This window comes from Acinetobacter sp. YH12069 (assembly GCF_013419675.1).
GTDB lineage: Bacteria > Pseudomonadota > Gammaproteobacteria > Pseudomonadales > Moraxellaceae > Acinetobacter > Acinetobacter amyesii.
This window is the reverse complement of sequence record NZ_VOZS01000036.1, coordinates 1-14719: the sequence shown is the minus strand read 5'-3', so window position 1 is coordinate 14719 and position 14719 is coordinate 1. Positions and strand designations below refer to the sequence as shown.

13 protein-coding genes and 1 pseudogene are annotated in these 14719 nt (G+C 39.9%); 5 read left to right on the top strand and 9 right to left on the bottom strand.

The features are described 5' to 3' along the window. Both FTU16_RS15795 and FTU16_RS15790 read left to right on the top strand, forming a co-directional pair. A pseudogene (locus FTU16_RS15795) lies at positions 1 to 111 on the top strand (IS5/IS1182 family transposase); the annotation flags it as partial. 137 nt (positions 112 to 248) lie between these two features. Then, a complete protein-coding gene (locus FTU16_RS15790; protein WP_180163660.1) occupies positions 249 to 806 on the top strand; it encodes a cytochrome b in 558 nt (185 codons plus the stop codon). Positions 807 to 858: 52 nt separating this feature from the next. On the opposite strand, the gene FTU16_RS15785 is transcribed toward FTU16_RS15790, so the two are convergent. The 4 genes from FTU16_RS15785 to yaaA form a co-directional block, all read right to left on the bottom strand. Then, positions 859 to 1233 carry a hypothetical protein gene (locus tag FTU16_RS15785; RefSeq protein ID WP_180163659.1) on the bottom strand — a complete coding sequence of 125 codons (375 nt, stop codon included), beginning with the start codon at positions 1231 to 1233 and terminating at the stop codon, positions 859 to 861. 56 nt (positions 1234 to 1289) lie between these two features. Beyond that, positions 1290 to 2291: an adenosine deaminase gene (locus FTU16_RS15780; protein WP_180163658.1), complete on the bottom strand. Its 1002-nt coding sequence runs from the start codon at positions 2289 to 2291 to the stop codon at positions 1290 to 1292. A 66-nt stretch (positions 2292 to 2357) separates the two neighbouring features. Continuing rightward, complete coding sequence (locus FTU16_RS15775) at positions 2358 to 3680, bottom strand: NCS2 family permease (protein WP_111885323.1); 1323 nt, start codon at positions 3678 to 3680, stop codon at positions 2358 to 2360. Between the two features lie 957 nt (positions 3681 to 4637). Then, the gene (gene yaaA / locus FTU16_RS15770) at positions 4638 to 5420 is read right to left on the bottom strand and encodes a peroxide stress protein YaaA (RefSeq protein WP_180163657.1); all 783 of its coding nucleotides are present in this window, start codon (positions 5418 to 5420) and stop codon (positions 4638 to 4640) included. 125 nt (positions 5421 to 5545) lie between these two features. On the opposite strand from yaaA, the gene FTU16_RS15765 reads away from it, so the two are divergent. After that, positions 5546 to 6172 (top strand): alpha/beta hydrolase, encoded by a 627-nt coding sequence (locus FTU16_RS15765; protein WP_180163656.1) that lies wholly within the window; start codon positions 5546 to 5548, stop codon positions 6170 to 6172. Between the two features lie 284 nt (positions 6173 to 6456). After that, positions 6457 to 6981, top strand: a complete 525-nt coding sequence (locus tag FTU16_RS15760) for a hypothetical protein (RefSeq protein WP_180155134.1) — start codon at positions 6457 to 6459, stop codon at positions 6979 to 6981. Positions 6982 to 7064: 83 nt separating this feature from the next. Here the strand turns inward: FTU16_RS15760 and FTU16_RS15755 are convergent, their stop codons facing one another. From FTU16_RS15755 to pheA, 4 genes are all read right to left on the bottom strand, one after another. Continuing rightward, positions 7065 to 7436, bottom strand: a complete 372-nt coding sequence (locus tag FTU16_RS15755) for a hypothetical protein (protein WP_078189090.1) — start codon at positions 7434 to 7436, stop codon at positions 7065 to 7067. 112 nt (positions 7437 to 7548) lie between these two features. Further along, positions 7549 to 9798, bottom strand: a complete 2250-nt coding sequence (locus tag FTU16_RS15750) for a bifunctional prephenate dehydrogenase/3-phosphoshikimate 1-carboxyvinyltransferase (RefSeq protein WP_180163655.1) — start codon at positions 9796 to 9798, stop codon at positions 7549 to 7551. Between the two features lie 3 nt (positions 9799 to 9801). Further along, a complete protein-coding gene (hisC, locus tag FTU16_RS15745) occupies positions 9802 to 10893 on the bottom strand; it encodes a histidinol-phosphate transaminase (RefSeq protein ID WP_078189092.1) in 1092 nt (363 codons plus the stop codon). A gap of 69 nt (positions 10894 to 10962) precedes the next feature. Beyond that, the gene (gene pheA / locus FTU16_RS15740; RefSeq protein ID WP_078189093.1) at positions 10963 to 12072 is read right to left on the bottom strand and encodes a prephenate dehydratase; all 1110 of its coding nucleotides are present in this window, start codon (positions 12070 to 12072) and stop codon (positions 10963 to 10965) included. 572 nt (positions 12073 to 12644) lie between these two features. Between pheA and FTU16_RS15735 the strand changes: the two genes are divergently transcribed. Continuing rightward, entirely contained in the window at positions 12645 to 13175 is a 531-nt protein-coding gene (locus FTU16_RS15735; protein WP_180163654.1) for a DJ-1/PfpI family protein, read from the top strand. Between the two features lie 145 nt (positions 13176 to 13320). Here FTU16_RS15735 and FTU16_RS15730 read toward each other — a convergent pair whose 3' ends face one another. Next, positions 13321 to 14463, bottom strand: a complete 1143-nt coding sequence (locus FTU16_RS15730) for an acyl-CoA dehydrogenase family protein (RefSeq protein WP_078189096.1) — start codon at positions 14461 to 14463, stop codon at positions 13321 to 13323. Between the last annotated feature and the right edge of the window lie 256 nt (positions 14464 to 14719).

Here is a 14719-nt window from a genome sequence, read left to right as displayed (position 1 = left end):
TTGAAAACCTTCAAAATTCTTGCTGAGCGATATCGCAATCGAGGCAAAAGACTAGCATTAAGATTCAATCTAATTGCTGGAATTTATAACTTGGAGCTGAGTGAAAAATGACTTATGAAAGAAATCTTGTGTAGTTAATCATCAATGCCTGCGTTGCATATTCACAACACAGTGTCCCGATTTTAAACGACGCATATTTTGTGGTCTGTATTAGAATCTGCATAAGATTGGACGCTTAAATAATCAACATGAGCAATAACACACAATACTACACTCGAACAGCTCAGGTCTTACATTGGCTGATGGCGATCATATTCATCGTGGCATGGTTCATTGGCTTTTATAGTGGCAATTTTCTGAGTTATGACGTCGATGGCAGCTTTAAAGGACAAGTCATTACCCTCCATAAAAATATTGCGACTACGATTATTTTTTTGGTGGTGCTACGAATCTTTTGGCGCTATACCCACCCCGCACCAGAATTACCTGACAGTATGTCATCCGGCATGAAAACCTTGGCACATTTGGGTCATTTAGCACTGTATTTTGTACTGCTGGCTTTACCAATCACAGGTTGCTTATTTAGCTGGAGCGCAGGTCACCCTGCCCCTGTCTTGTATTTGTTTGAAATACCACGCTTGGCACAAGATAATTCTGAATTATTAGCCATCGTGAAACCGCTACATATTTGGATTTCTTGGGCAGCAGGCTTGCTCTTAGTGGGTCATATTTTGGCAGCACTGAAACATCATTTTATTGATAAAGACCATGTGCTCAAAAGCATGACACGACAACCAAAACCCTAATAAAGACAAAATAAAAGCCACATCATGTGGCTTTTATTTTAAGCATTATCTTTTAATTCAGTACTTGCTGAGCACAACCGCGCATACTATTTAAAACCGCTTTAGAAATCAGTTTATTCTTTTCAGTTTCATTCACTGCAGCAGTCATCAGATCTTTCGCACCGATATCATCCATAGCATGCTCACTCACGCACTGACAAATCGCAGCTTGATTGTCTTTTTTCTGTTGAGCACTCATAAACAACGCAGCACCTTTCCAAATTTTAGAAGTATTTAATTCTTGCGAGCATTGATATTCAATCACAGGCTTTAGCATACGCTGACTTAAACTTGATTTATCTGCAATAGCAGCGGATGAAATCAATACTGCGGCTAAAAATGTAATCGATGAGGCAAATATAGAGCGATTTGAATGAGATAAAAGCATGATTTAAACATAAAAAAGGCAGTGAATATTCACTGCCTGAGATTATACGCTGATTATTAATTCAACGCTTCAATCTTTTTAATCCAAGCTTGTTTTTCAGCATCTGAAATAAATGATGCTTCAAAAGAGTTGATTGCCAGTTGCTTTAACTCTGCATTGCTTAAATCAAGTGCTTTGGTGATCGCAATGAAGTTATCATTCATATAACCACCAAAGTACGATGGATCATCTGAATTGACGGTCACATGCACACCTTGTTGCAATAGACGGCGAATATTATGCTCAGCCATATTATTGACCACACAGAGCTTTAAATTGCTTAGCGGGCAAACGGTTAATGGCATTTTTTCTGCAATTAAACGTTGCATCAAAGCAGGATCTTCTTCTGAACGTACACCATGGTCAACACGATTTACTTTCAGCAAATCCAAGGCTTCCCATACGTATTCTGCTGGACCTTCTTCCCCTGCATGCGCAACGATAAGAAAACCTGCTTCACGTGCTTTAGCAAAAACACGTTCGAATTTTGATGGTGGATGACCCACTTCACTCGAATCTAAACCGACACCAATAATTTGATCTTTATATGGTAAAGCTTGTTCTAATGTTGCAAATGCTGCGTCTTCAGATAAATGACGCAAAAAGCACATAATCAGATGTGAGCTAATGCCCAGTTTTGCTTTGGCATCATCACAAGCGCATTGTAAGCCATTCAAGACAGTTTCAAAAGCAACCCCACGGTCTGTATGAGTTTGTGGGTCGAAGAACATTTCGGTATGAACCACATGATCTTCTGCACATTTTTCGAAATATGCCCATGCTAAATCATAAAAATCTTGCTCATGAATCAGTACATTTGCACCTGCATAATAAATGTCTAAAAAAGACTGTAAATTATGAAAGTTATACGCTTCTTTTAATTCTTCGACTGATTGATAAGGGATTGCAATATTGTTGCGCTGGGCAATTGCAAACATGAGTTCAGGCTCAAATGTCCCTTCAATATGCACATGTAGCTCTGCTTTTGGCAAAGCGCGAATCAGCTCAAGTTGATCCATCTTTTATCCTCATAACAATAAAAAAGGGTGCAAACTGAGTTTACACCCTTTCGCTATTTGACAGTATTAACCGCCAAATGCAGCAAATTTTAATGCCCAAAGTGCAGCAATAATCCAGACCATATACGGTACAGTTTTCGCCTTACCTGTAAGCAATTTAACCAATGCATAGCTAATGAAGCCCATTGCAATACCGTCTGCAATTGAATAGGTAAACGGCATAAATACAATTGTTAAGAATGCAGGGACTGCTTCAGTAATATCATCCCACTCAATATGAACGATACCTTGAATCATCAACACACCAACAAACAATAATGCTGGAGCAGTTGCAAAACCTGGTACAGACTGAGCAAGTGGTGCTAAGAACAATGCCAAAATAAACAATACAGCAACCACAACTGCAGTTAAACCTGTACGACCACCGGCAGCAACACCTGCTGATGATTCAATATAAGGCGTAGTCGAAGACGTACCCAATGCCGCACCCGCAACAATTGCAGATGAGTCTGCAAATAATGCTTTCTTCAAACGTGGTAATTTACCGTCTTTTAATAAGCCTGCACGGTGTGATACACCGACCAATGTACCTGTAGAGTCAAATAAATCAACCAAGAAGAATACAAAGATTACGCCAATCAAACTTGCTGTGAATAGACCTTCGAAGTTCATTTGCATGAATGTTGGAGCGATTGAAGGAATAGCACCTACAACACCTTTAAATTCGTTGAAGCCCAGTAGGGTTGAAATTGCAGTAATCACCAAAATACTGATGATTATTGCACCACGTACTTTGAAGTGATGCATAACCACAACCATCAAGAAGCCAAGTAAAGCCAACAAGACAGACGGCTGTTTTAAATCACCCAGACTAACCAATGTTGCAGGGTTATCAACAATAATGCCGGCATTTTTCAAAGAAACCAGTGCAAGGAATAAACCAATACCGCCGCCGATCGCCAGTTTAAGCGACATTGGAATCGCATTGACAATCGCTTCACGGATTTTGAACATGCTGATAGCGATAAAAACAAGGCCAGAGACAAAAACAGCTGCTAAAGCAGTTTGCCATTCCACGCCCATACCCAAACATACAGAATAGGTAAAGTAAGCGTTTAAGCCCATACCGGGTGCTAAGGCAATTGGATAGTTAGCAACAAGCCCCATCACCAAACAGCCAATGGCTGCTGCTAGACAGGTTGCGACAAAAACAGCGCCATGATCCATACCCGTTTCGGACAAAATCATTGGATTGACAATAATGATGTAACACATTGTCAAGAAAGTAGTTACACCTGCAATGACTTCTGTTTTGAAACTGGTTTTGTTTTCGCTCAGTTTAAACAGACGTTCAAGCATGTTCTCGGAAGATGGATTAGGAGTCGTCATGACCTAGCCCCTATGAAGTAAACTTTATGCATATAAGCATTCCACAAAATTAATCATGTCATGTATTCATCATTAATTTTGTGTATGCCTAAGCAACGAATATGCCAATTCGGCAGATTGTAGGCTTTAAAAAATCCTATTTTCAACAACATACAACACGGTACAAATGTTGAAATTTGCAAACAAAAAAGCTGCATAAACCTATGCAGCTCCTCTATTTATGTCATTTAATTCGTATTTAATATCAATAAATACTGATCAAATTAATTTCGGAAAATTATAACACATTGATTTTTTAATGTTTCCACATTTTCATCGATTTTCAATTTAGTAAATTTAAGACATTGTTTTATTTATAAAGTTTCAAATTATTATATATAAAAATAAAATATCAAGATTTAGACGAACACTTCAAGACCATGCTTGAGCTCAATGCAGAAGCAGCAAGATTGATTTTTTTTAGCGCATATAAGGTGATGCGTTCAAATCATCATTGAACACCTGATTAATTTCTTGCTGTCGCTTTAACTCAGCATTTTTATAAACACTAAATCCTAAAAATAAAATGCTGAGTATAAAAATTGGTATCAGTATTTTTTTCATAACAAAATTTTATTCATGTTTAAATATTTGGCTATAATAACAAAAAATTTAAACAAAAAAGTGACGTATTTCACAATTTTATATATTATTAAGTCATTTAATAAGCTATTTGTTCGATCAATGTTAATTTTGTAATATATTTTAGACTGATAGACAAGATAATCGCTGAATGATTTTTCGAATCCTTTTCCGTAAAAAGCATCAAATCGTAGATCATTTCATATACGAAATTTAAAGCACGATCAATTTCACAGGCCCACCATTACATCTCGAGTGAAGAAGATAAAAAAGCCGCTGACTTAAAAACAGCGGCTATACATATTTTTTACAGATTCAAAATTTTCAATCTTGAACTTAAGCGGCTTGTTGCTCATCTCGCTTAAAGACCAATTCGCCCTTTAAGCTACTCTCAGCATCGAAATAATATCCATCGGTATTGAACGACTTGATATCTTCAATACGTTCAATTTTATTTTCCAACAAATATCGCGCCATTAGGCCACGTGCTTTTTTGGCATAGAAGCTGATGACTTTATATTTGCCGTTCTTTTGATCCAGAAAAACTGGCTTGATGATTTCGGCTTTAATTTTTGATTCTTTGACCGACTTATAATATTCATCTGAAGCGATGTTGACCAAAAGTTCAGAGCCCGCTTTTTCCAAATCGTCATTGATGAGATTGGTGATGGTATTGTCCCAAAACTCGTATAGGTTATGTCCACGCGGGTTTTGCAACTTGGTCCCCATCTCTAAACGATATGGCATCATTAAATCAAGCGGACGCAATAAACCATAGAGACCCGAGAGCATACGCAAATGGGTTTGTGCATATTCAAGGTCTGAGTTTGTAAGTTTATAAGCATCTAAACCGGTATATACATCACCTTTAAAGGCAAAGATTGCTTGACGTGCATTGGCAAAATCAAAATCAGGCTGCCAATCTCGGAAGCGCTCAACATTTAAAGTCGCAATTTTCTCACTGACACTCATCAAGCTTGAAATTTTACTTGCCGACAATTTACGTGCGACTGAGATTAATTCTTCAGAATGATCTAATAGCCGTGGTTGAGTGAATTTTTCAGTCGGTAAAGGGGTTTCGTAATCTAAAGTTTTTGCTGGAGAAATTAAAGCGAGCATAAACATCCTGATTAATTTTTAATTAAACAAACTATAACAGTAGAGTATTTTCAAATCCAATCTGTGTTTTTGATAAACATAATCTGTAAACTATGCGACTCTCCCGCTTTCACATTTTAGTCATTATGTCAGAACAACTGTTCATTCAAGGGCCTGTTGGTCAGCTTGAAATTTTTGTTGATTATCCACAGGGTGAAGTGAAAGGATTCGCGGTAGTTACACACCCTCACCCATTGCAAGGTGGCACACCACAGCACAAAGTACCTGTGCTTTTAGCGCAAATGTTTTTAGAACGTGGCTATGTTGTCTATCGCCCAAGTTTCCGCGGCTCTGGCCAAAGTGCAGGAATACATAACGAAGGCAATGGTGAAACCAAAGATACCATGCAAGTCATTGAATTTGCTCGTAGCCAACATCCGAACCTGCCATTTTATGCAGGCGGTTTTAGTTTTGGTGCAAATGTCATGACTAAATGCTATGCCCTATTGCCAGTGGAGTTACAGCCTGTACAGACTATTTTATGCGGCTTACCAACCACAACAGTTGCAGGTGTACGTCACTATGTGACACCGCATATTAAGGGTGATATTTTATTTATTCATGGTGAAGAAGATAATGTCACACTGTTATCTGACTTGATTCAGTGGGCCAAACCACAGCGCCATTTAATCACGGTTTTGCCAGGTGCAAACCACTTCTTTACGGGTTATCTCAAACAGCTTCGTATTGCGATTTCACGCTTTTTAGTATAAACAATACCAAAAATGAGTCAGCTTAACTGCCTCATTTTTTTTGCCTAGTGACCGCTCTATTCCCCACCAATATTTCAGATAAATTCACCTACAGCACTTCGATTTATCCATCTTTTTAGTGCATTGGCCATCATTATCTATTCAACATGTAATGACCTAATTCGTCGCTAGTTTAATTTTTATTACGCAATATTTTTTTATCGAAAAACCAATTATTTACTTGTTTATATGACCAACTGCAGAAATAATACCCAGAAAAATGAACATAAAATTTAGAGGGAAAAATGAAATTTATTGTTGCTGTGATTTTAAGTCTAGGCATTGCAGCTTTGGTTTATTATTTTAATTCAACCCCATCCACAACGACAAATTTGCCAGCGTCTACGGTTGCTGTGAACGATGGTCCCAAAGCCTATTTGACTGCATCATACAAGATGAATGTCGATGGTCGTGATTTTAGCTTAAAGATGGTCTATGACTTTCCCAACAGCCAAGTGTGTGAAGCTCAACTCAACAGCACTGACACCATGAATATGATTTCAACCTTTAAGCAACGCTGTTCGAGTGACTCGGTATGTAAAGAAGCAGATATTTCGTCTTGTTCATCTTTTACCGATCAAAAATATAAAGATATGCTCGATAAAAACTATCATGACACCCATTATATTTATTTAAGCGATAGCAAATTGACTGATCAACGTGGTGTGATCGTGTTTTGGGGACTCAATGAACAAGAGTCAGAAAAAATGTGTGACTATGTGAAAAAGAGCAATCGAACCATTAATCCAATCAATATTGAATGTCTATAACCTTGTTCAATACATTCTGTTAAAAACAAAAAAGCAGCGCTATGCTGCTTTTTTATGGATGATTTTTAATTCAATTTTTCAGATCATTTTGTCATCTGTTTCCATTGAAACTCACTATATGACTCTTCTTCTTTTAAACTGTTTTCGACTGCTTGAGCCAATTGGTTCAATAAACTTTGCTCAGTAATACGATCTAACCAATCTTGGTCTTCATCTGGATAAGAGGTAATTTCACAGACTAAACGACCTGATTCATCCTGCCCCTGACATGTCACTGAAAGCGGCAATTCATGCTGATCGACACTGACTGCAATCTGATCACCACTTTGCGATAACGTTTGAAAGCCATAACGCTCTAATTTATTTGCCAATAATTCAGCAACCTGAGTTTGCGTATCAGCACTGCTTTCAACTCGATTTGACTCGCTATGCGCGGTGAATTGTAGTTTTCTCATGTATCTATCCAAAGACATTCTTGTTGTATGGTTTTAGCATAAGCAATTAAAACCAAACAGCCAAGCATTTGCTTGGCTGTTGTTGAATAAATATACAATTTTGGTGAATTATTTATTCACTTACGGCAATCGTTAAACCGGCCTGAGTGGCTAGCTCTGTAAATGTCGGGAAGCTGGTCGCAACGGTTTCTGTACCCACGATATTAATTTCACCCGAAGTACGTAAACCTGCCATTGAGAAGCTCATTGCAATACGGTGGTCATGATGTGACTCAATTTGACCACCTGTGAAGATTGCACCCCACTCGCCCGCTTTGCCTTGACCTTCAATGATGATGCCGTCATCGGTTGGCGTGCAGTCAATACCCATAATTTTTAGGCCATCTGCCATCACTTGAATACGATCCGACTCTTTCACTCGAAGTTCAGCTGCACCGGTCAAAATGGTTTGACCTTCTGCACATGCCGCTGCAATAAACAGTGCTGGAAATTCATCAATCGCCAATGGCACTTGATCCTCTGGCATATGAATGCCTTTAAGCGTGCGTGAACCACGAATACGAATATCTGCAATCGGCTCACCGCCAGCGATACGTTCATTTTCAACAGTCAGGTCAGCGCCCATCTGTTTTAAAATTTCGATCACACCTGTACGGGTTGGATTAATGCCGACCGCTTCGAGAGTGACATCTGAACCTTCGGTAATCGCTGCACCCACCATAAAGAATGCTGCAGATGAAATGTCAGAGGGTACTTGAATGTCTGTACCGACTAACTTGCCGCCACCTTGAAGTGAAATGCGGTTGCCTTCTGTTTTCACGTCATAACCAAATGCACGAAGCATACGCTCTGAATGGTCACGTGTTGGTTCCGGCTCAGTGACAACAGTTTCACCTTCCGCCCAAAGACCAGCCAACAAAATACCGGATTTTACTTGTGCAGATGCCATTGGTAAGTCGTAGTGAATACCTTTCAGGTTTTGACTTCCGGAAATAGACACGGGCGGCGTACCACGCTCACCTGTAGTTTGAATTTGCGCACCCATTTCACGTAATGGTTTGGCAATACGTTCCATTGGACGTTTTGATAATGACGCATCACCCGTCATCACCGAATCAAACTTCTGTGCCGACAACATGCCTGAAAGCAAACGCATTGAAGTGCCTGAGTTACCCATATACAAAGCGCCTGCCGGTGCTTTTAAACCATGCATGCCTACACCATGAATGGTGACTTCACCATTTTTAGGGCCTTCAATACTTACACCCATATCGCGGAATGCTTGGAGGGTTGCCAAGGCATCTTCACCTTCAAGGAAACCAGTGACGTGCGTTGTACCTTCTGCAATAGCACCAAACATGATAGAGCGATGTGACACAGATTTATCACCTGGCACAGTAAATTTACCTTGGAATTGCTTTGGACCCGGTAAAATTTTGAATTGCTGTGTCGTCACTTTATTTTTCTCCATCAGTGGTTTCTTTGCGAGCATGTGATTGAAATGTTGACGTGCCGCTTGTGCATGTCCCAACAGTCCCATCAACGCTTGTGAGTTTTCATCTTCAATCAGTTTGCGAAGAATAGCCAATTGTTTTTCAAAGCCATCCACCGCATTTAAAATTGCCTTTTTATTGGCAAAAAAGATGTCATGCCACATATGTGGGTCGCTTGCAGCAATGCGTGAGAAATCACGAAAACCGCCAGCGGCATAACGGAAAATATCTAAATTGTCTTCTCGGTTCGCAAGTTGCTCAACCAAGTTAAATGCCATCAAATGCGGAAGATGACTGGTATGGGCCAACACTTCGTCGTGTTTTCCCACATCCATGCAAATTACTTCCGCTTTGGCAGCTTGCCACAATTGAATCAGTTTCTCTACAGCCCAATCTGCACTGCTAGGTAATGGTGTCAAAATCACTTTGTGATTAGCAAATAAATCTACCTTACCTGCATGCACACCTGTTAGTTCAGCCCCAGCAATCGGATGCCCCGGTACAAAACCAGCAGGTAATTGCTCACCATAGACCGCTTTCGCTGCATCAACGACATTGCCTTTAGTACTTCCAACATCGGTAATAATCGTCTGTTCGGTTAGATAAGGTTTGATCGCCTCAAGGACTTTTTGTGTCGCACGTACAGGCAAAGCCAAGACAACGAGATCTGCACCTTTGACCGCTTCGGCAGGATCGCTATAACCCTGCTGAATAAGTCCTAAAGCTTTTGCATCTTCTAAAGTTTTTTGTGAACGCGTAGACGCCACAATTTCTTTAGCCAAATCTTCAGCAATCATGACACGAGCTAGGCTTGAGCCAATCAGCCCAAGCCCAATAAAAGCAACTTTTTCAAATAGTGGCACAGACATGACTTAAGCTTTAGCCTCTAAGCCCAAAACTTTAGCCAAGGCAGCTAAGAATTTAGCATTTTCAGCTTCAGTCCCAATTGATACACGTAAATGCTCAGGGATACCAACTGGACGAACAATCACACCTTCTTTTAATAAAGCATTGAAAGTCTGTGCAGGATCTGCTTTTACATTTACTAAAATAAAGTTCGCACGTGAAGGTACGTACGCTAAACCCAGAGCATCAAAACCTGACTCAAGTTGCGCCATACCTGCTTTATTCACTACACGTGATTTTTCAATAAACGCTTCGTCTTTAAGTGCAGCAACAGCAGCCACCATCGCAAGATGGTTTACGTTAAAGGGTTGACGAATACGATTGAGGAAATCCGTCACTTCAACTGAAGCCAAGGCAAAACCAACACGTAGCGCAGCCAAGCCATAACATTTTGACATGGTACGACTAACAATTAAGTTTGCGTATTGATCTAAGAATTTTAAGCTGTTGAAGTTTTCTGGGAAATATTCCACATAAGCTTCATCTAAAACCACGATCACATTTGCAGGTACTTTTTGCATGAACGCTTCAAATTCAGCTTCTTCAAACCATGTGCCTGTTGGATTATTTGGGTTCGCAATAAAAATCAATTTAGTATTGTCTTTGATTGCCGCAGCCATTGCATCTAGGTCATGTGAAAAACCTTTTGCAGGAACTTCAATCGCTTCAGCATTAATCGCTTGTGTCACCAGACCATACACAGCAAATGCGTGTTGGCTATACACCACAGAGTCTTGCTCTGAGACAAAAGCACGAGCAAAAATTTCTAGAAGATCGTTTGAACCATTACCCAATGTAATACGGTCATGTGCAATACCAAATTGTTTTTCAACTTGGTCTTTCAAAATAAAACCGCCACCATCCGGATATCGACCAATTTCTGCAAGTTCAGCAGCAACCGCTTCTTTCACTTTGTCAGAACAACCCAATGGGTTTTCATTTGATGCGAGTTTTACGATATCTGTAATACCCAACTCACGCTCAAGTTCACTAATTGGTTTACCTGGTTGGTAAGGCTTTAGCTTTGCAATGCCTTCATTGGCTGGGACAAACGTCATTTTACACTTCCAGTTTTTTCAAATGATGAAGGTGATCAACTCCTGACGGAATTGATCATAGTTGTGATCTTAAAGAACAGCAATCGGATATGAACCCAATACACGAATTTCTTTAACCAATGGACGAATTTCTTCAATCGCTGCTTTGACATTGTCTTGTTCCACATGACCCTCTAAGTCAACGAAGAAGACATAGGCCCATTTTTCAGGCAAGGCAGGACGTGTTTCAATACTGGTCAAACTGATATTGTGTTTTGCAAATGGTGCAAGAATTTCAAGCAACGCCCCTGCACGGTCATGCGCTGAAATCAACAATGAAGTTTTATCATTGCCAGATGGTGGCACTTTCTCACGACCAATCACCAAGAAACGAGTAGTATTTTCAGGATTGTCTTCAATATTGCTATGCAAAATTTCAAGGTTGTAAATGTTCGCAGCAACTTCAGAGGCAATTGCCGCAGAGTGCCATTCATTACGAATACGGCGTGCCGCTTCTGCATTTGAACTGAGTGCAACACGTTCTACACCCGGATAATGTGCATCTAACCAACCACGGCATTGCGCCAAAGTTTGTTGATGGGCATAAATTTGTTTAATACTGTCTTTACGTGTGTTTTCAGACACTAAGAATTGGTGATGAATACGCAGCTCCACTTCACCAATAACATTCAGATGTGAAGATTTAAAGCAATCTAAAGTATGGTTCACTACCCCTTCAGATGAGTTCTCTACAGGCACTAAACCATAGTGTGCGCTGCTTGCTTCAACTTCGCGGAATACTTCATCAATCGTTGGAAGAGGGCGAACAACAGCGTCTTGACCGAAATGTTTTAAAACAGCCGAATGCGTATAAGTTCCGACTGGACCTAAGAACGCAATACTTTGCGGCGCTTCAAGGGCTAAACAAGCCGACATGATCTCACGGAATAAACGTGCCATTGTCACATCAGACAATGGGCCTTCGTTACGATCCATAACTTTACGTAAAACTTGCGCTTCACGTTCAGGACGATAAAACAATGGATTCTCTTCTGCAGCAAATTTTGCTTTTGCCACAGCTTCAGCTAGTTTCGCACGACGGTTGATAAGTTGTTGAATCTGCATATCAACAGAGTCGATATCTTCACGAATTTGAGCTAAGTCCAGAGAAGTCGGAGTGTTTTGATCATCGTTGATCATTGTTATGTCGCCCTTCAAAAAAATTTTGCAAACAGTATAACAATAGTTAGCTTTCAAATGTTGCGCAATACGACTTTGATGGTTTCAGCCTTAAAAACATACAGTTGATTAAAGCTTCATCAGCTTAACTTAAGAGCCAAAACAGCCAAACTGATAGGTAAAGCCATAATTAAGGCAAATCTTACCTTTTGACGGCTTTATTGATCATTCATCTTGAGCAGCACAATAAATAGCCCTTCTCTTTTCCTCCAAATTTGCCTCAGATCCATCTCCTTGTATAAGCCCATCAATCAATTTGTTTCATTGGTCATTTCAGTTTTAAATTTTGCTCTCAATACTTGAAGCAAAATAAAAATTTCAAAACTTGGTTTTCATGGCATAGAAATAATTTGAAACTTAAAGATGATCTATATAAACACTTGGTCATTGATCGTTTTTTCAGTGACTTAATAGGCACTTTCATCTAGTGTTTACAGTCATTGACGCATTTATTACAAAAGACACAGGTAATTCTTATCATTGCTTTGTAGTCTAAATATCAGAAAAAAAATAACAGCCCCATAGGTACAAGTATGCACAAGAAAATTGCAGTGTTAGTGACCTACGATTTTGAAGATATTGAGTATCTTGAGCCTGTGGAGGCCTTTCGAGCCGCTCGGCACAGCATTATCAATATCGAAGATCAGGTTGGAAAAATCGTTTACGGCATTAAACGCCGTTCCCAGATCACCATTGACCAAAGTATCGACGATGCCTCTGTGCATGATTTTGATGCCTTATTTATTCCCGGCGGTTATTCCCCAGAGAAACTCGCTTTAGATGACCGTTTTATCTATTTTGTACGTAATTTTGCAGATAGCCAAAAGCCGATCTTGAGCAGTTGCCATGGTCCACAGTTGTTACTAGAAGCTGGTGTCATACAAGGTCGCCATTTCGCCCAATCTGAAACACTTAAATCCGCTTTGTTAAACGCAGGTGTGGTGGTGTCGGATCAATCGGTTGTGAATGATAATAACCTATATATATCGTCTCGCAGTACTTTAAATACACCTGAATTTATTGAAGTCTGTTTGCAAGTTTTGGGGCAACCGTCATTATCATAGGTTTCAAAATATTCACGCAAAATTAAACACACAATCTAATTCAAATAAGCAAATCTATAGAAATACATCGTCTCTATAGAAATACATCCTAAAAAAAATAGCGAAGTCTTCACTTCGCTATTTTAATTTCAGCCTGATAAATTGTTTATCGACCTAAAATACTTCGTGCCACGATTTCTTTCATAATTTCATTGGTGCCACCGTAGATTTGCTGAATACGTGCATCGACAAAGAAACGTGAAATTGGATATTCGGTCATATAACCATAGCCACCAAATAATTGAAGTAGATTATGGGCCACTTTCATTTGCATATCGGTAGAAAAGCTCTTGAGTGCTGCTGCAGTTTCAACATCAAGTTTGCCTTGCATATAAAGTTCAACATTTTGATTATAAAATGCCGCTGTAGCCAATTCGTCAATCTTAGCCTGCGCCAATACAAAACGAGTATTTTGAAACTGTCCAATCGCCTGTCCGAACGCTTGACGCTCTTTGACATACTGCGTTGCCACATCAATGGAACCACGAATCGCACCAATTGCAGTCGAAGCAATCGCAGTACGTTCACGCGGTAACTCTTGCATCAAGTAAGCAAAGCCTTGTCCAGCTTGACCCAAAAGTTGCTCTTTCGGCACTTTGACATTGTCATAAAACAACTCTGAAGTGTCTTGCGCATGCAGACCAATTTTATCCAGGTTAGTACCCTTCTTAAATCCATCCAAATGTGTGTCGACTAAAAGTAATGACACGCCTTTGGCACGTGCTTGTGGATCAGTTTTCGCCGCCAATACCACTAGGTCTGCATGTTGACCATTTGAGATAAAGGTTTTCGAACCATTGAGAAGATAATGATCGCCCTGCAAAATTGCACTACTGCGCATAGACTGTAAGTCTGAACCTGCACCCGGCTCCGTCATACCAATGGCACCGACCACTTCACCCGTGACCATTTTCGGCAACCAATGTTGTTTTTGTTCTTCTGAACCAATGTGCAAAATATACGGTGCTGCAATTTCAGAATGGCATGAAATACCTGTCGATAATGCACTAAAACCTGCGCGCGCAGATTCTTCAACTAGCATCAGTGAATAATGCGTTGGGACGCCATAGCCGCCATATTCTTCAGGCACATCGACACATAAAAAGCCATTTTCACCCAAGGCATTCCATACTGAACGCGGCATAATGCCTTCACGTTCCCATTGCTCATAATGTGGTGCGACATGCTCTGCCATAAAACGGCGAAAGTTATCTCGAAATAATTCTAAGTCTGCATCATAAGCCAGCATGTGTTTCTTCCTTGGTTGAGTTTGTTGTTTTGTTGAACTCCATCCTATTGCAGTTTAGAACAGCCGTCATGCCTAAAAACTAAAGCGTTCAAATTTGGCTTTGGCCTTGCATAAAAAAAGGAAGCCGAAGCTCACTGCTGTCCCACAAAAATCACAAGAGGAACCTCAATTGAGGTTCCTCTTGTTTTATCACCCTCTTGTCTGGTGAGAATAGCGATTTCAAATACTTCCTTTCGAATAAGTTCACTTGGATAAT

Excerpts from the sequence above, each read along its gene's own strand:
- FTU16_RS15790 (WP_180163660.1), top strand. The coding sequence starts at position 249 with ATGAGCAATAACACACAATACTACACTCGAACAGCTCAGGTCTTACAT.
- FTU16_RS15785 (WP_180163659.1), bottom strand. The coding sequence starts at position 1,233 with ATGCTTTTATCTCATTCAAATCGCTCTATATTTGCCTCATCGATTACA.
- FTU16_RS15780 (WP_180163658.1), bottom strand. The coding sequence starts at position 2,291 with ATGGATCAACTTGAGCTGATTCGCGCTTTGCCAAAAGCAGAGCTACAT.
- FTU16_RS15775 (WP_111885323.1), bottom strand. The coding sequence starts at position 3,680 with ATGACGACTCCTAATCCATCTTCCGAGAACATGCTTGAACGTCTGTTT.
- yaaA (WP_180163657.1), bottom strand. The coding sequence starts at position 5,420 with ATGCTCGCTTTAATTTCTCCAGCAAAAACTTTAGATTACGAAACCCCT.
- FTU16_RS15765 (WP_180163656.1), top strand. The coding sequence starts at position 5,546 with ATGTCAGAACAACTGTTCATTCAAGGGCCTGTTGGTCAGCTTGAAATT.
- FTU16_RS15760 (WP_180155134.1), top strand. The coding sequence starts at position 6,457 with ATGAAATTTATTGTTGCTGTGATTTTAAGTCTAGGCATTGCAGCTTTG.
- FTU16_RS15755 (WP_078189090.1), bottom strand. The coding sequence starts at position 7,436 with ATGAGAAAACTACAATTCACCGCGCATAGCGAGTCAAATCGAGTTGAA.
- FTU16_RS15750 (WP_180163655.1), bottom strand. The coding sequence starts at position 9,798 with ATGTCTGTGCCACTATTTGAAAAAGTTGCTTTTATTGGGCTTGGGCTG.
- hisC (WP_078189092.1), bottom strand. The coding sequence starts at position 10,893 with ATGACGTTTGTCCCAGCCAATGAAGGCATTGCAAAGCTAAAGCCTTAC.
- pheA (WP_078189093.1), bottom strand. The coding sequence starts at position 12,072 with ATGATCAACGATGATCAAAACACTCCGACTTCTCTGGACTTAGCTCAA.
- FTU16_RS15735 (WP_180163654.1), top strand. The coding sequence starts at position 12,645 with ATGCACAAGAAAATTGCAGTGTTAGTGACCTACGATTTTGAAGATATT.
- FTU16_RS15730 (WP_078189096.1), bottom strand. The coding sequence starts at position 14,463 with ATGCTGGCTTATGATGCAGACTTAGAATTATTTCGAGATAACTTTCGC.